The 17392-nt window shown below is 45.4% G+C and carries 17 protein-coding genes; 9 read left to right on the top strand and 8 right to left on the bottom strand.

Annotation, left to right across the window (positions count from 1 at the left end):
* Positions 1 to 8: 8 nt before the first annotated feature.
* Both H6F41_RS04720 and H6F41_RS04715 read right to left on the bottom strand, forming a co-directional pair.
* A complete protein-coding gene (locus H6F41_RS04720; RefSeq protein WP_190402324.1) occupies positions 9 to 299 on the bottom strand; it encodes a (2Fe-2S) ferredoxin domain-containing protein in 291 nt (96 codons plus the stop codon).
* A gap of 1 nt (position 300) precedes the next feature.
* On the bottom strand, positions 301 to 753 hold the full coding sequence (locus H6F41_RS04715) for a universal stress protein (protein ID WP_190402323.1): 453 nt from the start codon (positions 751 to 753) through the stop codon (positions 301 to 303).
* A gap of 200 nt (positions 754 to 953) precedes the next feature.
* Here H6F41_RS04715 and H6F41_RS04710 point away from each other — a divergent pair, with 200 nt between their 5' ends.
* From H6F41_RS04710 to H6F41_RS04685, 6 genes are all read left to right on the top strand, one after another.
* Positions 954 to 1961 carry a cysteine synthase A gene (locus H6F41_RS04710; protein ID WP_190402322.1) on the top strand — a complete coding sequence of 336 codons (1008 nt, stop codon included), beginning with the start codon at positions 954 to 956 and terminating at the stop codon, positions 1959 to 1961.
* Positions 1954 to 2397 (top strand): 8-oxo-dGTP diphosphatase MutT, encoded by a 444-nt coding sequence (gene mutT / locus H6F41_RS04705; RefSeq protein WP_190402321.1) that lies wholly within the window; start codon positions 1954 to 1956, stop codon positions 2395 to 2397. Before H6F41_RS04710 ends, mutT begins: the two co-directional genes overlap by 8 nt.
* Before the next feature lie 3 nt (positions 2398 to 2400).
* A complete protein-coding gene (locus tag H6F41_RS04700) occupies positions 2401 to 2946 on the top strand; it encodes a tetratricopeptide repeat protein (RefSeq protein WP_190402320.1) in 546 nt (181 codons plus the stop codon).
* A 174-nt stretch (positions 2947 to 3120) separates the two neighbouring features.
* Complete coding sequence (gene cruF, locus H6F41_RS04695; RefSeq protein WP_190402360.1) at positions 3121 to 4038, top strand: gamma-carotene 1'-hydroxylase CruF; 918 nt, start codon at positions 3121 to 3123, stop codon at positions 4036 to 4038.
* Between the two features lie 210 nt (positions 4039 to 4248).
* Positions 4249 to 4812 carry a hypothetical protein gene (locus tag H6F41_RS04690; protein ID WP_190402319.1) on the top strand — a complete coding sequence of 188 codons (564 nt, stop codon included), beginning with the start codon at positions 4249 to 4251 and terminating at the stop codon, positions 4810 to 4812.
* 139 nt (positions 4813 to 4951) lie between these two features.
* The gene (locus H6F41_RS04685) at positions 4952 to 7576 is read left to right on the top strand and encodes a DEAD/DEAH box helicase (protein ID WP_190402318.1); all 2625 of its coding nucleotides are present in this window, start codon (positions 4952 to 4954) and stop codon (positions 7574 to 7576) included.
* A 96-nt stretch (positions 7577 to 7672) separates the two neighbouring features.
* Here the strand turns inward: H6F41_RS04685 and H6F41_RS04680 are convergent, their stop codons facing one another.
* From H6F41_RS04680 to H6F41_RS04655, 6 genes are all read right to left on the bottom strand, one after another.
* Entirely contained in the window at positions 7673 to 8224 is a 552-nt protein-coding gene (locus H6F41_RS04680; RefSeq protein WP_190402317.1) for a DUF3038 domain-containing protein, read from the bottom strand.
* Entirely contained in the window at positions 8221 to 9876 is a 1656-nt protein-coding gene (locus H6F41_RS04675) for an AAA family ATPase (RefSeq protein WP_190402316.1), read from the bottom strand. The genes H6F41_RS04680 and H6F41_RS04675 overlap by 4 nt, the downstream gene beginning before the upstream one ends.
* Positions 9877 to 9943: 67 nt before the next feature.
* Complete coding sequence (locus H6F41_RS04670; RefSeq protein ID WP_190402315.1) at positions 9944 to 10660, bottom strand: hypothetical protein; 717 nt, start codon at positions 10658 to 10660, stop codon at positions 9944 to 9946.
* Between the two features lie 24 nt (positions 10661 to 10684).
* Positions 10685 to 12349, bottom strand: a complete 1665-nt coding sequence (locus H6F41_RS04665) for an HD family phosphohydrolase (protein ID WP_242022921.1) — start codon at positions 12347 to 12349, stop codon at positions 10685 to 10687.
* A 107-nt stretch (positions 12350 to 12456) separates the two neighbouring features.
* Positions 12457 to 13272, bottom strand: a complete 816-nt coding sequence (locus tag H6F41_RS04660; protein WP_190402314.1) for a PIN domain-containing protein — start codon at positions 13270 to 13272, stop codon at positions 12457 to 12459.
* Positions 13273 to 13310: 38 nt separating this feature from the next.
* A complete protein-coding gene (locus H6F41_RS04655; RefSeq protein WP_190402313.1) occupies positions 13311 to 13916 on the bottom strand; it encodes a hypothetical protein in 606 nt (201 codons plus the stop codon).
* 296 nt (positions 13917 to 14212) lie between these two features.
* Between H6F41_RS04655 and ubiE the strand changes: the two genes are divergently transcribed.
* From ubiE to mdh, 3 genes are all read left to right on the top strand, one after another.
* The gene (gene ubiE / locus H6F41_RS04650) at positions 14213 to 14920 is read left to right on the top strand and encodes a bifunctional demethylmenaquinone methyltransferase/2-methoxy-6-polyprenyl-1,4-benzoquinol methylase UbiE (RefSeq protein ID WP_190402312.1); all 708 of its coding nucleotides are present in this window, start codon (positions 14213 to 14215) and stop codon (positions 14918 to 14920) included.
* A gap of 44 nt (positions 14921 to 14964) precedes the next feature.
* Positions 14965 to 16221 (top strand): rod shape-determining protein RodA, encoded by a 1257-nt coding sequence (gene rodA / locus H6F41_RS04645; protein WP_190402311.1) that lies wholly within the window; start codon positions 14965 to 14967, stop codon positions 16219 to 16221.
* A 204-nt stretch (positions 16222 to 16425) separates the two neighbouring features.
* A complete protein-coding gene (mdh, locus tag H6F41_RS04640; protein WP_190402310.1) occupies positions 16426 to 17373 on the top strand; it encodes a malate dehydrogenase in 948 nt (315 codons plus the stop codon).
* Positions 17374 to 17392 lie beyond the last annotated feature (19 nt).

Here is a 17392-nt window from a genome sequence, read left to right as displayed (position 1 = left end):
ATCCTGTACTAACGCCGATGCAGTCGCGGATGCATCATCTCAGGAATCTCTTGATTGTTGCATAAATGCTGATCAATGATTATTTGTGCTTTTTGGGGCGTGATCTGCCAGTAATAAACATTGTCTGGCAATATCACCACCATTGGGCCTGAGCCGCACAATCCTAAACACCCGCAAGCCTCAACCGTAAAGTTAACCATCGCTTGCTGTTGAAATTTTGCCAACACCTTAGCTGCACCATCTTTGGTGCAGGTGCGATATTGACAAACTAAAACTTGGCGGCGCAGTGGTTCTTCCACATTAACGCACAACCATTACGGGCGAAGTACAGTTATGTAACACATAGTCACTAACACTACCCAGCATGAGACGCTCCACAGAGCCAAGTCCCCGTGAACCTAGTACCAATAAATCTGGCTTTTCTTCTTTTGCAACATGACAAATTACATCGCGAGGTTGACCTGTTTCGAGTCGAGTCCGACTTTGCAATTGAGAGGCATCACAAGTATCTTGAGCCTTTTGCAGCATTGATTGCCCTGCATTCAAAATCTTGCGTTCTAACTCGATGTCGGGTAGACCATGCCAACCCACCCAGTCACCTGTGGGCATCATCACTTCAGGAACATAGCTGCTGAGAGGCTCAACGACTGTCAATAACACCACTTCAGCTTGCAGAGGTGCAGCGAAGGTGATGGCTTTGGCAAGAGCATGTTCACTAGCGGGAGAGCCATCAATGGGAATCAAGAATTTCATATATTTATCGCAATATGGAACTTAATACTTTTGGCAAGTAACTATTTCGCACAGTTACTTACATATAGATGGCATTTACTGGCAATAAGTCAAGAAAATGCAAATTTGCGAATATCTATATATCTATTACAGAGCAAAATATACTGAAGTTAGTAAACAAGTTGTAAATCTTTGCTGTAGTTCATTTCTTGTAATATTCCATGACAAGCGATATTCGTATTGGTTTTACTGAATCCGTGGGGAATACCCCACTTATCAAAATTGAATCCCTTTCTGAAGCGACTGGCTGCACTATTCTCGGTAAAGCTGAATTTTTGAACCCCGGTGGGAGTGTAAAAGATCGGGCAGCTTTGTATATGGTTTTAGAGGCTGAAAGAACAGGAGCCTTAAAAGCTGGTGGCACTATTGTGGAAGGCACTGCGGGCAATACAGGCATTGGTCTAAGTTTAGTGGCAAATGCACGAGGTTATCGCGCCGTGATTGTGATGCCCAATAATCAATCGCAGGAAAAAATTGACCTATTGCGAGCCTTGGGCGCAGAGGTGGAGTTAACTAATCCTGTTCCTTTTAGTAATCCTGAGCATTTTTATCACACCGCACAACGTCGATCGCAGGAATTAGCCAACGCTTTTTGGGCAAATCAGTTTGAGAATATCTCCAATTCCGAGGCGCATTATCAAACCACGGCTCCTGAAATCTGGCGACAAGCGGGGGGCGAAATTGATGGTGTGGTCATGTCTTCGGGAACTGGTGGCACAATTGGCGGCGTAACTGCCTATCTCAAGGAACAAAACCCCAAAATTGCCACCTATTTAATCGATCCGACGGGTTCTGGCTTATATAGTTATCTCACTACAGGGGAATTTAAGGCTGAGGGCAGCTCAATTACCGAAGGAATCGGCATTAACCGTGCTACTGCTAACTTCAATCGCGCCAAATTAGATGGAGCGTTTCGTGGTACTGACCAACAGGTAATCGAGATGGCGCAATATTTGCTCAAGCATGATGGTTTATTTGTGGGCAGCTCGGCGGCGCTGAATGTGATTGGGGCAGTTAAGTTGGCTCGCAAACTGGGTAAAGGTCACACGATCGCCACAATTCTCTGTGATGGTGGTGGACGATATCAGAGTCGAATGTATAACCCAGAATGGTTAGCGGAAAAGGGTTTAACACCTGTGGCTAAGGGGCTGGAGTTTATTGATGACTAATTTGCCAAAGGATTTACCAACGGATGTACCCGCCAAAAAGTATCGCTGTATTGGGGTTGGCGTTGTTTGGGATCGCGATCGCCATAAAATTCTGATTGATCGCCGCCTTCCCGAAGGTGAATTGGCAGGATATTGGGAGTTCCCTGGTGGCAAGATCGAAGGAGATGAGACGGCGGCAGAATGCATTAAGCGTGAGTTGCAAGAGGAATTAGCGATTGAAGTTGCAGTTGAGGATCATCTGATTACCGTTGATTTTGAGTATGAAACATTGCGGGTTAGCCTAGTAGTGCATCACTGTACCCATGTCTCTGGTGAACCGCAGATGATGGCATGTTCGGAAATTCGCTGGGTGTCAGTGGATGAATTAGATTGTTATCAATTGCCTGCGGCTAACTATGAAATTGTCCAAGCTTTAAGAACATGGAGACAAAACTAACTGATGGAAGAAATCAGTCAAGAGCCTAGTCAAGAAATTAGTGCAGAGCAACTAGCTTTAGAGCTATATCAAGCAGGGGTTAGTAACTTTGAAGGCGGTAACTATCAAGCTGCGATCGCAGTTTTAGAACGCGCCCGTGCTTTGATAGAGCTAGACACAAATCTCGGTGGCGACATTCTCATTTGGTTATCTAATTCCTACGATGCGGCAGGTAGAACTGAAGATGCGATCGCATTATGTCGCAGCCTCAAAAAGCATCCCATTGGCAGTATCCGCAAATCCGCCCGTTTTATGTTGGGGATTTTTACTGCGCCGCAGCTTAGCAAATTGGAAGGTGTCGTCTCGGAAGTGCCACTTTTGGAATCCCCTGACAGCTATCAATCTAAACCAATTGCCCGCAGCCCCCGCACAAACAATGCTGATCAGAAGCCATTTCGCGAAGTTTCTCTAGAGAAACCACAACCTATTAATAGTCGTGATGTGAATAAATTTCTATTATTTGCGATCGCAGTATTTGCTGCCATCCTCTGGCTATGGGCAACCACATAAAGTCCTGTGCGTAACCCATAACTTTATTGAGTTTGTGGTTACTGCCAATCAGCCCCAAACTCAAGGATAGATGGTATGCTAGCTTATACTTTTGTTAAGTTAATTAAAGCAAAATTCGCAAATTTCAAACTTAATTCAAGTAAATTTCAATTATTTCTGGGAGTAAATGGCGTGATGAGGAGAGCGATCCCCGCACATTGGTTCAATTTAGGAATGCACCTAGTTTCAATGGTATTTGGTCTGTTCGGTCTGGTTCTTGTCCTACCAAACACAGCGTTTATTGAAAGCTTATCGGAAGCTGGTTTGCAAGTCTTTTCATGGGGAATGCAAAATGGCGGTGCATCCTACATGATTTTTGGCGCGATCGCCGCCTTCCTCTATGGCAAGCAAATGATCGGATTAAAGCGTACCCTCGCATTTTGTATTCCTGCGGTGGGGCTTTCCTTGACTAGCGAGCTACTTGGCACTAGCACTGGTTTTCCCTTTGGTGCTTACTCATACCTGAGCGGACTGGGTTACAAAATTGCTGACCTCGTACCCTTCACAATTCCTTTGTCTTGGTTCTATATGGGCTTTTCTGCCTTCTTGGTATCAGCTACCTTGATGCGGTTAGGTACGGGTTGGGGATATCGCCTAGTGGCGATCGCATTAGGAGCCTTGATGCTCACCTCTTGGGACTTTGTGCTTGATCCTGCGATGAGTCAGACCGATTATCCCTTCTGGGAATGGCATCAAGCGGGAGAATTTTACGGAATGCCTTACCAAAACTTTTTTGGCTGGTTTGGTACTGGTACTGTATTTATGACCGTTGCATCCTTGATTTGGGGCAAAGACGATCAGCCAATTCTCAATCGTCAGCAAATCATGTTTCCTGCCCTCATGTATGCAGGCAACTTTATGTTTGCCTTAATTCTGAGCTTCAATGCAGGTTTTTACGTTCCTGCTTTGCTTGGCATCTTGGTTGGTGCATTACCTCTGGTAGTCCTTTATTTCACTACTCCTAATGAGCCAACTGCGATCGCAACTGATGCCGCAAATATGCCAGTGGTCGCCGTGGATTCTGCGCCAGTGGAAACAATTGCCACCCGTTAATATTCATGGGTTGAGAGCAAAGCAATCAACTGCAAATTAAATGTAACGGCGACCTAAACGAGTATTGCCTTTGCTAGATTGCAATACTCGCTTAGGCTATGATCCAAACAGTTTGCTAAGAAATAACCTGTAGAGTATCTTGATTAAACAAGCACACTCCATACTAATTTCCAGCCGTTACTTACTGTTAATTACATCTCTAAACTAATCGTGAAAAAATCACTCAATTCTTCTATCAAGAAAAGTATCCTCGCTGCGATCGCAGTTAGCTGTGTAACCTTTGTTTCGGCATGTCAGCAACCTCAGCAAACCACAACTGCACCAACCACTGCCGCCTCTACAGCTAGCCCCACCGCATCGGCATCACCTAGTGCTAGTCCCACGGAAACCGCAACCACCGCGCCTGACAAAACTACAACCAGCACCAATACCCCCAGTCTTGACAAGGTTGCAGGTGAATATAACGTAGTCCTCGATCCTAAGGTATTAGCTGATGCCGAAAAAGATGGCGTTAAGTCGGTTACAGGTGAATGGACAATTAAGCCTGAAGGTACATTTGAGGCAACTCTAAAAGCAGTTTCCACCAAGGATGAAGTTCAAGAAATCAAGACTGCTGGCAAAATTACGATTGAAGATGGCAAGGTCGTGTCACAGGTCGAAACTGTAAACGGAGAAAAACCAGCGCAAGCTCCTCCTAAGCAGCCATACACCCTATCTGCAGATGGCAAAGAACTCCAAGCTGAGGGTCAACCAGTAAAATTGGTTAAAAAATAGTTTCCTTAATTTCTTTGGCAAGCAAAGTTACCCTGTGGCTTTGCTTGTTGACATAAAATTGCGATCGCACTGGTTATCCGCTTTATTGTCAATCAACTAATTTGCAACGATCACAAATAAATTATTCAGGCAGACTTGCGTGCAAGCATTAGACCCCCAAGAACTATATCCCTTTGAGCTTGATTCGTTTCAATTACAGGCGATTGCCGCCTTGCAAGCTGGTAAGTCGGTCGTTGTTTGTGCGCCCACAGGTTCAGGAAAGACCCTAATTGGTGAGTATGCCATCCATGCAGCGCTAGCGGGGAATCGGCGCGTTTTTTATACCACACCCCTCAAAGCCCTATCCAATCAGAAATTGCGCGATTTTCGTCATCAGTTTGGCGATGAAAATGTGGGGTTATTAACAGGCGATACATCGGTCAATCGTGATGCTCCGATTTTAGTGATGACCACCGAGATTTTTCGGAACATGCTCTACGGTACGCCGATTGGTGAAGTGGGGACATCACTCACGGATGTGGAAGTGGTGGTACTAGATGAATGCCACTACATGAATGACCGCCAGCGAGGGACAGTTTGGGAAGAATCGATTGTTTATTGCCCTGCGGGTGTGCAACTGGTGGCACTCTCGGCAACGGTGGCGAACAGTCAACAACTAACGGACTGGATTCACAAAGTTCATGGTGATACGGAGTTAATCTATTCTGATTTTCGTCCTGTGCCACTGCAACATTCTTTTTGCAATAGCAAAGGCTTTTTTCCGCTGCTCGATAGCTCTTATCAAAAAATTAATCCACGGCTCAAGCCCCTCACTAACAAGCCTCCCACCAAAGAAGAACGCCATAAAATTGTCCCCAGCGTCGGAGCCGTAATTTCCCATTTGCGGCAACGGGATATGCTGCCCGCGATTTACTTCATTTTTAGTCGTCGTGGCTGCGATAAGTCGGTTACAGATTTGGGCAATATTTCCCTTGTCAATGCCGAAGAATCACTCAGACTGAAGCCCCAAATTGATGCGTTTATTGCAGCGAATCCTGAGATTGGCAAACCGACCCACATTGATGCCCTCTATCGAGGTATTGCCGCTCATCACGCAGGGATCTTACCCGCATGGAAAGGCTTTGTGGAGGAGCTATTTCAACAAGGCTTAATCAAGGTCGTATTTGCGACAGAAACCCTTGCCGCAGGGATAAATATGCCTGCTCGCACCACGGTAATTTCGAGTATTTCCAAGCGCACCGATCGCGGACATCGATTGTTAAATGCTTCGGAGTTTCTGCAAATGGCAGGACGTGCAGGGAGAAGGGGGATGGATGAGGTGGGCTATGTGGTGACGGTGCAAACTCCCTTTGAGGGTGCGAAGGAAGCGGCTCATCTAGCCACATCGAGCGCCGATCCATTGGTGAGCCAGTTTGCGCCCAGCTATGGCATGGTGATGAATCTGCTGCAAACCCATTCCCTAGAACAAGCGCGAGACTTGGTAGAACGCAGCTTCGGTCAATATCTCGCTGATCTAAACCTTGCCCCACAGATCCAGAATCTCGAATCGGTGACGGAACAAATTGCGAAGTTAGAGCAGGATCTGGCTAATGTTGATTTGAAGCAATTGGAAGTCTATGACAAATTGCGCGATCGCAATCGAGAGGAAAAGCGGTTGCTCAAAATGCTTGCTCAACAAGCCGAAGAGATGCGCCTCAATGATTTGGCATCCTATGCCCCCTATTTACTGTCAGGTTCACCACTGACGATTCGCACCAACAAGGGTTTAATTGTGCATGTGGTGCTGGCTGCCAAGGTGCAAGGTTCTGGTCAATTCCCTTGGTTTGTCTGTCTGGGGCACGATAATCGTTGGTATACGGTCGGCTACAAAGATATTGTGCAGGTGGGGACAGATTTACTGCTCGATGGTGATATTGAATACCCCAGTAAATTGCCACTGCGTCCCGGACAGTCCATCGAGGGGGATGAAACTAGTCTTGCGATCGCAAAAACAATTCAGCCCTTACCCGAACTCGAACTAGCTCCTGAAGTCCTCAAACAACAGGCACGAGTAATTGCGATCGAAGCCGAGATGAATCAGCATCCTGTCTCCAAAATGAATGATCGTGGCGCTATTTTCAAAAAAGTCAATCGTCTTGAGCAGTTGCAACGCCAAATTGACTTCCAACAAAAGGTGGTTAATGAGCGCCGCCAAAGACATTGGCAAGAATTTATGAGCCTAGTCAATATTTTGCAAAGCTATGCATGTCTGGAAGAGACCCAACCAACAGATCGGGGTAAAGTTGTAGCGGCTTTGCGCGGTGAAAATGAACTGTGGTTAGCTCTATGCCTAATGTCTGGTGAATTAGATAATCTTGCCCCGCACCATCTCGCCACCGTCTGCGCTGCCATTGTTAGCGAAAATACGCGCCCCGACAACTGGATTAAATTCGGTCTGTCGCCCACGGTCGAAGATGCCCTTGATGGTTTGCGCGAAATTCGTCGGCAACTGATGCCGATCCAGCGTCGTTATTTGGTGGATATCCCTGCATGGCTAGATTATGAGTTGACGGGACTAGTTGAGCAGTGGGCGCTGGGGATGGAATGGTTTGAGCTATGCCAAAATACCAACCTTGATGAAGGGGATATTGTGCGTTTGATGCGCCGCACTATTGATTTGCTCTATCAAATTCCCCATGTCCCTAATTTGCCAACCCAAATCTATCAAGCGGCAAAACAGGCGGCTCAGATGATTGATCGCTTCCCTGTGAATGAGGTGATTTAGTTACGTGCAGACAAAAGGAGGACTTAAGCCCCTTGTTCAGTTGTTAAGTAGCATCACATTTTTAATGAGCCAGCACAAAGCGCTGGCTCATTAAAACTATTGCGATCGCTCAAATAGGGCAACCCAAAGGCGGCGTGAACCAATTTGCGAACTATAAAACAGCAAATCAATTAATAGTTTTAAGGCTAAACGCTGAATTGCATCGGGTTTAGCTTGCTCCTCTTCTGCCATCCGTTCTTGATAGAGAGTATTAAACCGATCGAGATAATCTCCCAAGATCGGTTCGCGATAAGGCGGGCGTTTTAGTGCAGTGGATTGTTCCAACAGCGCCACCGCATTCCGAATCGCGAACTGTTGCTGCGAAGCTAGGGTGCAACTGATTAATGTCATTGCCCTTGCCTCATCAACATCCAGCTTTTTACGTCCTTTGCCCTTGCGTAATGGACTCGCTTGCCGCAACCGCCACAACGTAATGCGATCGCTTAAAATTTCTTCTAAACCTAATTTTTCGGCAACCGCTAACATTTCATCAGATCCTATTCCCGTTAATGCCTCTAGGGACAGCAGCACTAAATCTAAATGCGCCTTGATTGCCTGCAACTGTGGCAAATCTGGATTTTCAAAGGAGGGCGCAGGATTTGAGTTCATGATTCGGAACTAGATTTAATTTGGGGTAGAGGCGGTAGGGGCAAGGGACGATGCTTTACAGATTTATCATTGCTAGCTGCAACAGCCCCATCGATTACAGTCATATCACTGCGCTCAGCTAATTTGAAGTTCGCCTTATCGCTGGGCAGATCGATTACCTCCCCACGGGAAGCACTTCTAGCCCTGCCTTGAGTTGCCCAAGCCTGCATAAAACTAATCTGCTCTCTAGCGGTACTCGCCAAGGGATAGGTTTCCCTGATTGCGCCGATAATGTCATCGGTATTGACATCACGCTTTTCATGGAAGGCTCGGTACATTCCTTCCACAATCGCCTGTTCAATTTCTGCGCCACTAAACTCCTTAGAGATTGATGACATCTTGTCAATGTCAAAATTATGTAATTCCGTGGGGCGAAATCGTTTGAGATGCAGCAAAAAGATTTCTTTACGTTCTTCATAGGTGGGGAGATTAATAAAGAACAATTCGTCAAATCTTCCTTTTCGCAGTAGTTCAGGCGGGAGGGCATGAATATTGTTGGCGGTGGCGACGACAAAAACAGGGCTGGCTTTTTCCTGCATCCATGTCAATAAAGTCCCTAAAACCCTTTGACTCGTTCCCGAATCACCTGTGCTGTTGGCAATGCCGCCAAAGGCTTTGTCGATTTCATCAATCCAGAGAATGCAAGGCGCGAGGGCTTCAGCGAGTTGAATGGTCTGACGGGTGCGGCTTTCGGACTGTCCGACAAGGCTACCAAATAGCCGCCCAACATCTAGGCGCAGTAGGGGCAATCGCCAAAGATTGGCGATCGCTTTGGCACAGAGACTTTTGCCCGTACCCTGAATACCTAATAACAAAACTCCCCTTGGGTTCGGCAAACCAAAAGCCCTTGCTTCATCGGAAAAGGCTTGCTGACGTTGCATCAACCAGAGCTTGAAATTATCTAAACCACCGATACTATCGAGGGTTTCATTGGGAGTGAAAAATTCTAAGAATTCGGTTTGGCGAATCCGTTTTTGTTTTTCTACTAAAACGCGATCAATATCTGACTCATTGAGAAAATGTTTCTGGACAATTGACTTGGATAGGGTGTGACAAATGCGATCGCGAGTCATACCCATGCAAGCCTTAATTAATTGTTCGAGGCTATTGCTTTCCATTCGTAACTGCTCAGGCGGAATCATCTGCTCAATGATGGTGCGAATTTCTTTGGTTTCAGGCAGGGGAAAATAGAGAACCGTGACTTGCTCTTCTAACTCGGAGGGTAGCTCTAGCAATGGACTTAATAAAATCAAGGTCTTGCGAGAATTGCGAAGACTGCGATAGAGATTGCGAAGTTGACGCACAAAGATTTCATCTAGCCTTGGTGAAGCTAAACGCCGATGTAAATCTCGAAAAACATAAATTGCTGATGTTTTGCGATCGCTATTTTCGACAATTTGCAGAGCTTGCAGCAGATTGTTTTTGCCTTCCTGATTATGCTCAAAGCCACGCACTAGATCGTAATAGTGCATCTCGCGAGGTGGGCCACATTCCTTGGCAACCTGTGCGATCGCCTTTTCAGCACGCTCTTCTTCCCATGTCACCACATAAATGATGGGGCATTTGGCACGAATTAACAGGCTTAATTCTTCTTTAAAATTAACGGATTTCATCAGTGAATGCCCTAGATATCTGACAACTTGCTTCGCAAGCTTCGATCGCGATTTTTAACCAACAATTCTAGAAGAAATCGTCATTTTCTGCCTGTCGATGTGGTGTTGCCAAGGATTTTAAATGGCTCAGAAATTGTAATAGTTCTGCGTCGGTTAATTGCTGACGCGACTTTTTATGAAAAGTGCGTACCAAATAGTCACGTCCCTGCTCTTTTTTCCAGCCTAGTCGCTCCATTTCCACATCGATTTTAGAAATTGCATCGGAAAGATCGACCGCTTCTGAGGTGAGCTTGGGAGCAGATGTAATTGGCTCAGGTTTCGGCGGCTCAATGGTAGCACTGGGCATATAGTCAAAATTATTGCCATAGTCACTCGCATAATCAGGCGTAGACTCGGCTTGGATGGTATGGGTGGAGTTATCGCTAGAACTATGGACAGCGTGATTGCTAGTTTCTAGGCTCCCGATTTGATTAAAGTTTGCCGATGGTAAGGAATTAACACTGGATGGCTCACGGGAAACTTGCGTCAACATGGGCGAGTGGCTGCCATAGTTGCCATAGTTATTCTCAAATCCATTGTCGAAGGCAAGCCCTGCGATCGTGAGCGCCCTTTTGACTGCTCGATCCTCTGCTATTTCCAGATCGCTATCAACAGCCGTAGCTGTCCCCATGATGGACTCACCCGCAGAAACGATCGCTCTAAAGGCATGAAGACCATCGATTTTGGGAAGCATCTCCGTCTGGATGCGACCCTGTGGATATTGAGAGCGAAACTGAGCAAACATAAATAAGTACGAGATCAATTTGGATTAAACAGTAGCTAGAGTTGTCTGGTAACCGGGAATTTTCGTTTCATCCACATCATCGATCTGATCAGGATCAAGATATTCGTGGGCATAACGCAAGTAAATTTTTTCACTCACAAATAGATCAAAAATATCGGGATCGATGTGGTTATTCAACTTCATATTACCGAGGATATGTAAGCATTCGGTCAAAGTTTTACCTTTTTTGTACGGGCGATCCTTGGCGCTAAGGGCTTCAAAGATATCGGCAATTCCCATCATCCTTGCAGGCAAAGACATTTGCTCACGGGTTAATCCCTTGGGATAACCTTTTCCGTCCATGCGTTCGTGGTGACCGCCTGCATATTCGGGAACACGGCGCAGATTGCGAGGATAGGGCAACTGCTCTAACATTTCGATCGTAACGACAATGTGATCGTTAATGATTTTGCGTTCTTCAGCAGTTAAGGTTCCTCGCGAAATATTCAGGTTATAGATTTCATCTTCAGTTAAGAAATTGGTTTCGACACCTTGGGGATCAATCCAGCGATAATTTGCGATCGCATATAGCCGATCCTTATATTCCTCGGACATAAACTCACCGCCAATATTACAGACCTTTAGAAAAGCCTGATCACTAGAATATTGGGCAATTTTTTGGCGAAAAGTATCTTCTAGTTCAGGAATGAGGTTGGTATATCCTGATTCGAGTGCAGCAATTTTTTGGTTGAGAAACATAATTTCCGCATCCCGTTTTAAAACTTCAAAGCGAGTATTAATCAGATGAATGCGATCGAAAATTGTCTCTAATTTCGTAGATTTGTCGATGACATGTACAGGTGTAGTTACTTTGCCGCAGTCATGGAGCAATCCTGCAATTCTCAGTTCATACTGCTCATCTTCATTGAGGTCAAAGCCTTTGAAAATCCCATAATCAGCTTTACATGCTGCATCGGCGATCATCATCGTTAACGATGGTACGCGGCGACAGTGAGCGCCATTGTAGGGGGACTTTTTATCAATTGCCTCGGAGATAAGGTTAATAAAAGACTCAAACAACTCGCGAAATTGGTTAATTAAGGTGTTGTTAGTGAGGGCAATCGCTGCCTGTGAGGCTAGAGACTCGCCAATGCGTTGAGAAACCTTAGAAAAATCGACAATTTGATTTTCCTCTGTACCTTTGGCGTTGATCAGTTGCAGCACCCCAATTAACTCATTCTCATGGTTGAGCATCGGCAAGGTCAGGAAGGATTTCGAGCGATAGCCCATGCGGATATCAAAAGCTCTTGTCCCTGAAAAATCAAACCCTTTGGCTGTGTAGGCATCAGGGATATTAATCGTTTGTTTGTGGATAGCCGAGTAAGCCGCCACCATGGTGTTGTTGGGATTCCCCGCAGCATCATAAAGAGGTAGAGGATCAAAGGGGATCGGCTCACCAAAGTTTGCGCCCATCATGATCCCAAGGGAATCATTCATGATGATTTCAAACTGGAGATGTCTTTTATCTTCGCTAGCTAAATAAAGCGTGCCACCATCAGCATTCAAAATGGTCTTTGCGCCGCGCAAAATCATCTCTAGGAGCTTTGGGGTGTTTTTTTCGGCTGATAGCGCGATCCCTATTTCATTGAGTTTCTCGATTAGTTGAAAAGACTCTACATGTCTATCATTTTTGCCCATATTCGCTGCCATAGATATGTGGTGAGGGTTTTGCTTAAAAATGCCATTAAAGAAACACCTTGCTAATTCCTATTAAGTTGCCCCTACTGCTCTCGGTCACTGAGTTTGTTTGAGTTTAGTTAAGGTAATGACGATAGTTTGGGTAATGGTGGCAAGCCAGTTTTGTCCCAAAATTGTTGAAATTGTTGAGGCTGAATTAAGCGCCAACCGATCAAAATAAGTGCAATAAAAAATAGAATAGCTAGACCAGACTTGACAATATTAATGGCAATTTGCGCATAATTTGCGCTATGGGTAGCCACTTTTGCGCGATTGGGTAGCTCGGATTTGAGGAAATCTGCTGTATTTAATGTCGAGTTGGCTAATTTGTTTAAATCTACAACAGTTTGTTGTGCTGAAGTTAGTGGAGGTGATGCTAGAGGTTGGCGAGCAAGGTAGTTTTCTAGTTGTTTGAGGGTTTGTTTGACAATGGGCGGCGCTTGATTGGTTCTTGACCATTGACGCGCAATTGCGGAGGGGATCGCGCAGAGATGATTATGTTGTAGTTTGGCAATGCGATCGCGGAGGGCAATTTCATCGGAGATTAAAATTACGCATTGCTGCGGATTGGCATTGGCAAGACCAACGGCACTTTGGGCAACATTATTCAGCAGTTTTGCCTTGCGACTCAAATTTTGGGTACTTCTGATCAGCAGATCGGGGTGTTTGGCGGAAATGTTAGTCGTTTGCCAATTTAGCTCGGTTAATCGACCTTGAAACTGCCTTGCAATTGCTTCGTTGCCTTCAAGTTTCCCCTCAGCAATATGTTTGAGTTCGGAGGCTACTGTCTCTGGCAAAAAACAGTCACCAAGTTTTGCGATCGCATTCCAAGTATTGGGATCAGTTTCAGTAATCGCGCTAGTTTCGACTAGCAATAAATAAGGGGAGTCTGTCATAGCAAAAATTACGCAAATTAAAATATGAAATTGTCAATTTATTTCGATAAACGTGAGCCTTGCCAGTTGCCGAAGTTGTCAGTGCTTTCACCAGTGCCGTAGCTACCATAAAACTGTTGGCAACCACCACTAAAAATCAATACCCCTTTTCCACTTTGCGGTGATTGCTGCTCAGCAGTTTCCTTCCAATCAAAATCAATAACATTGTTATTGCCCAGCTTACCCGTGATTTCTCCAACTACTTTACCCCTTTCAAAGTTGGCATATTCATATTTACCTGAAACGCGATTGTTGCCCTCTTCTTTGAAGGTGACTTTGCCAAGGGGAGTCTTCCATTCGCCGCTAATTTTGGAGCTACAGGTAAGACTGCTGTCGGGATTTGCTTCGGGAGCAGTCAAATACTGTAGTCCCCAAAAAGATACCAGTGCAACTCCACCAATTGCCAAGGATAAAAATAGCCAAAAAATACTAGTCTCCCAATCCACAAGAGTCTTCGCTGATACTTCATTTACCTCCGAGATATCTTCAGAGCTATCCTCATTTTCTGCTAAGGAAGTTTCATCAGTGTTTAGAGACTTGGATTGATTATCTTGATGGAGCATTGGCTGCGATCGCTTGCTTTTTTTAGACCAAAGTTTCTGCATGGTTCGGCAATTTTGTGGCTAGCTCTTTCTAGTATTACATTGTTACACGACCAGAAAAAACGTGCTGCTTGATCCATTAAGTAACTGGGCGCAATTAAATATAAATTCTTAAAGCCTATAAGGCACGCGCAGCGTGCCTTATAGGCTTTAAGGCTGTTGGTTCAGAGAAATTTTTGAAAGCGCCGCTTTGCGGCGCTTTCAAAAATTTCTCTGGATTTTAATTCAGCGCAAAGCACTTTAAACGATTATGCTTACTTAGTGAATAAAAAATAAGTTTGTCGATTTTAGGTAGTACCATGCCCCAACCTTCGGAAACTGAGATTCAACAGATTTTCGATCGCATTGCTCCAGTGTACGATCGCTTTAATGATCTACTGAGCTTAGGTCAGCATCGCATCTGGAAAAACATGGCACTAGGTTGGTGTGACCCTCAACAGGGTGAAAAATGGCTGGATCTTTGCTGTGGGTCGGGGGATATGACCGCTTTGCTAGCTAAGCGAGTTGCGCCGACGGGTCAAGTAATTGGGGTCGATTTTTCCACAGAACTACTAGCGATCGCTGCCGATAAAGCCAAAAACTATTTGCCAAAAATCCAGAAATGTCTGACATGGCAAGAGGGCAATGTTTTAGATTTGCCCTTTGATGACAATAGCTTTGATGGCGCAACCCTAGCCTATGGGCTGCGAAATGTGTCGAATATCCCGCAATGTTTAGCGGAACTGTATCGGGTCTTAAAAAAAGGTGCAAAGGCATCAATTTTGGACTTTCATCGACCTAGTGATCCTTTAATGCAAGCTTTTCAAGATTTTTATTTGGATCGAGTAGTTGTGCCGCTTGCCGATCGGTTTGGGATGACCGATGAATATGCGTACATTGCCCCTAGTTTAGCCAGATTCCCAATTGGTGCTGAGCAGGTCAAATTGGCTAAAGCCGCAGGTTTTGATCGCGCCACACATTATGCGATCGCAAATGGCATGATGGGTGTATTAGTTTTGCAAAAGTAGCCTTACCTATCTCCAGCTTTGAAATCACCCGAATTTAGAATTTTATGATCGTAAAAGGTTTAGAGTTGCCAAGTTGGGAAAACATTAAACGCGAATGGCGCGATGCTGATCCGCTATTGTTGGTTTTCCCGATTTTATTAATGATCATTGGTGGTATTGCCATCTATAGTTCTGACTTTCGTGCTCAGCGCACCGAGTGGTGGCAGCATTGGGTGACGGGAGGCGTGGGCTTAGTGATGATGTTTGCGATCGCCAGATTTCACTATGACCAACTGCTGCGCCTGCATTGGGTAACCTATGCGATTACGAATATTTCTTTAATTTTGGTGATGTTTGTTGGCACAACGGCGCTAGGGGCTGAGCGTTGGATCTCTATCGGTGGTTTTAATATTCAGCCGTCAGAATTTGCCAAAGTGGGCATAATTATTACCCTTGCCGCAGTAATGCAAGATCGCCCGATCCAAAGCCCCCTAGATACCTTTAAAGTTGCTTGGGTGACTTTACCGCCTTGGATTTTAATCTTTTTGCAACCGAACCTCGGCACATCGTTAGTATTCGCCGCGATCACGATTGGGATGCTCTATTGGGCAGGGGCAAGCTTGGGCTGGTTGCTATTGCTATTTTCGCCAATTGTTTCCGCAGTGCTGTTCTCGATATATTTGCCAGCTTGGATTGTGTGGGTGATTTTGATGGGCGTGGCGGCTTGGGTGTCCTTGCCTTGGTTTCGGATTATCAGTACCGTGGTTGCCGTAGTAATTAATTTAATTTCAGGGCAAGCAGGTAATTTGCTCTGGAATATTCTCCATGATTACCAAAAAAGACGCTTGCTGCTATTTATCGATCCCAATCAAGATCCTTTGGGGGCTGGTTATCACGTCATTCAATCCAAAATTGCGATCGGAGCAGGACAGCTACTTGGTCAGGGTTGGCTCAAGGGTACGCAAACTCAACTAAACTTCATTCCAGAGCAACATACTGATTTTATTTTTTCAGCAATTGGCGAAGAGTTTGGCTTTGTCGGTTGTATGTGTGTATTACTGCTATTTGTGGGGATTTGCTGGCGCTTACTAGTGATTGCGGTGAATGCAAGAGATAACTTTGGTTCTCTATTGGCGATTGGCGTATTTTCCTTTGTTTTATTCCAAACCTTTGTAAATATTGGCATGAATATTAACGTTGCTCCTGTGACGGGGATTCCTTTGCCTTGGCTCAGTTATGGGCGATCGGCTTTGCTGGCAAACTTTATGGCAATTGGCTTAGTCGAGTCGGTGGCAGCCCATCGCCGCACCATCAAGTTCTAAATCTTTCAATAAAGGCGGCGCATTGCGCCGCCTTTATTTTTTTCCAGTTTATAGTGCGAAAATTGGTAAGACCCTCACCCCTAGCTCCTCTCCCAAGAAGGGAAAGGAGCACTAGAAAAAATCCCCCAAGCCCTTCTCCCGTTCTGGAAAAAGGGTTTGGGGGATGAGGGCGATATAGTTGTAAAAAATAATTGCTGAGTGATTATGCCAACCCAAATACAAGACTATCGATCGCCTAAAGTCACTGTCATTGGTGCAGGTAATGTGGGAGGGATGTTAGCACAGCGCATTGCCAAAGAGAACTTAGCGGATGTGGTGCTGTATGACGTAGTGGAGGGCAAGCCACAGGGGATTGCTCTCGACCTGCTGCAAGCCCATGCAATTTCTAATCACGATCGCAAAATTAGTGGCACTAATGACTATAGTGACACCAAAGATTCCGATGTGATTGTGGTGACTGCGGGCTTGCCGCGTAAAGAGGGGATGAGCCGCAATGACCTCCTAAAAATCAATGCGGGAATTGTGCAGGATGTGGTCAAAAATGCGATCGCATTATCGCCCCATGCCATTTTGCTGATTGTGACCAATCCCCTTGATGTGATGACCTATCTGGCTTGGCAAGTTAGCGGCTTACCTCCCCATCGGGTTGTCGGTATGGCGGGAGTATTAGACGCGGCTCGCTTTCAAACCTTTATTGCCATGGAGTTAAAAACTTCGAGTGCAGATATTTACACCACAGTTTTGGGTGGTCATGGTGATTTGATGTTGCCATTGCCAAGGCTATCGACGGTGAATGGTGTGCCAATTACGCAATTGTTGTCAGAGGATGCGATCGCAAGATTAGTGGAGCGAACTCGCAATGGTGGTGCGGAAATTGTGAAGCTGCTCAAAAATGGCAGTGCTTATTTTGCGCCATCGGCAGCTACTTACAAAATGGTGGAATCGATCATTAGCGATCGGCATCGCATTTTTCCTGCGGCGGCATATTTAAGTGGTGAGTATGGGTTAAAAAATATATTTATCGGTGTGCCAATTCAGTTAGGGCGGCAGGGTGTGGAGAAGGTGATTGAATTGCAGCTTACGGATCAGGAAATAGCAACTCTTCATGCCTCGGCGGCTTCGATTCAAGAAAACATTAATTTGTTGGGCTAATCAGACAAGGGGCTTAAGC

The sequence above is a fragment of the Pseudanabaena mucicola FACHB-723 genome, assembly GCF_014696385.1.
In the GTDB taxonomy this organism is placed as follows: Bacteria; Cyanobacteriota; Cyanobacteriia; order Pseudanabaenales; family Pseudanabaenaceae; genus Pseudanabaena.
This window is presented reverse-complemented; position numbering and strand designations above follow the sequence as displayed.

What these genes read in the sequence shown, in the direction of transcription:
- rodA (WP_190402311.1), top strand. Translation starts at nt 14,965, where the DNA reads ATGATCGTAAAAGGTTTAGAGTTGCCAAGTTGGGAAAACATTAAACGC.
- H6F41_RS04680 (WP_190402317.1), bottom strand. Translation starts at nt 8,224, where the DNA reads ATGAACTCAAATCCTGCGCCCTCCTTTGAAAATCCAGATTTGCCACAG.
- H6F41_RS04660 (WP_190402314.1), bottom strand. Translation starts at nt 13,272, where the DNA reads ATGACAGACTCCCCTTATTTATTGCTAGTCGAAACTAGCGCGATTACT.
- mutT (WP_190402321.1), top strand. Translation starts at nt 1,954, where the DNA reads ATGACTAATTTGCCAAAGGATTTACCAACGGATGTACCCGCCAAAAAG.
- H6F41_RS04710 (WP_190402322.1), top strand. Translation starts at nt 954, where the DNA reads ATGACAAGCGATATTCGTATTGGTTTTACTGAATCCGTGGGGAATACC.
- H6F41_RS04700 (WP_190402320.1), top strand. Translation starts at nt 2,401, where the DNA reads ATGGAAGAAATCAGTCAAGAGCCTAGTCAAGAAATTAGTGCAGAGCAA.
- H6F41_RS04665 (WP_242022921.1), bottom strand. Translation starts at nt 12,349, where the DNA reads ATGGCAGCGAATATGGGCAAAAATGATAGACATGTAGAGTCTTTTCAA.
- H6F41_RS04715 (WP_190402323.1), bottom strand. Translation starts at nt 753, where the DNA reads ATGAAATTCTTGATTCCCATTGATGGCTCTCCCGCTAGTGAACATGCT.
- H6F41_RS04655 (WP_190402313.1), bottom strand. Translation starts at nt 13,916, where the DNA reads ATGCAGAAACTTTGGTCTAAAAAAAGCAAGCGATCGCAGCCAATGCTC.
- cruF (WP_190402360.1), top strand. Translation starts at nt 3,121, where the DNA reads ATGAGGAGAGCGATCCCCGCACATTGGTTCAATTTAGGAATGCACCTA.
- H6F41_RS04675 (WP_190402316.1), bottom strand. Translation starts at nt 9,876, where the DNA reads ATGAAATCCGTTAATTTTAAAGAAGAATTAAGCCTGTTAATTCGTGCC.
- ubiE (WP_190402312.1), top strand. Translation starts at nt 14,213, where the DNA reads ATGCCCCAACCTTCGGAAACTGAGATTCAACAGATTTTCGATCGCATT.
- H6F41_RS04670 (WP_190402315.1), bottom strand. Translation starts at nt 10,660, where the DNA reads ATGTTTGCTCAGTTTCGCTCTCAATATCCACAGGGTCGCATCCAGACG.
- mdh (WP_190402310.1), top strand. Translation starts at nt 16,426, where the DNA reads ATGCCAACCCAAATACAAGACTATCGATCGCCTAAAGTCACTGTCATT.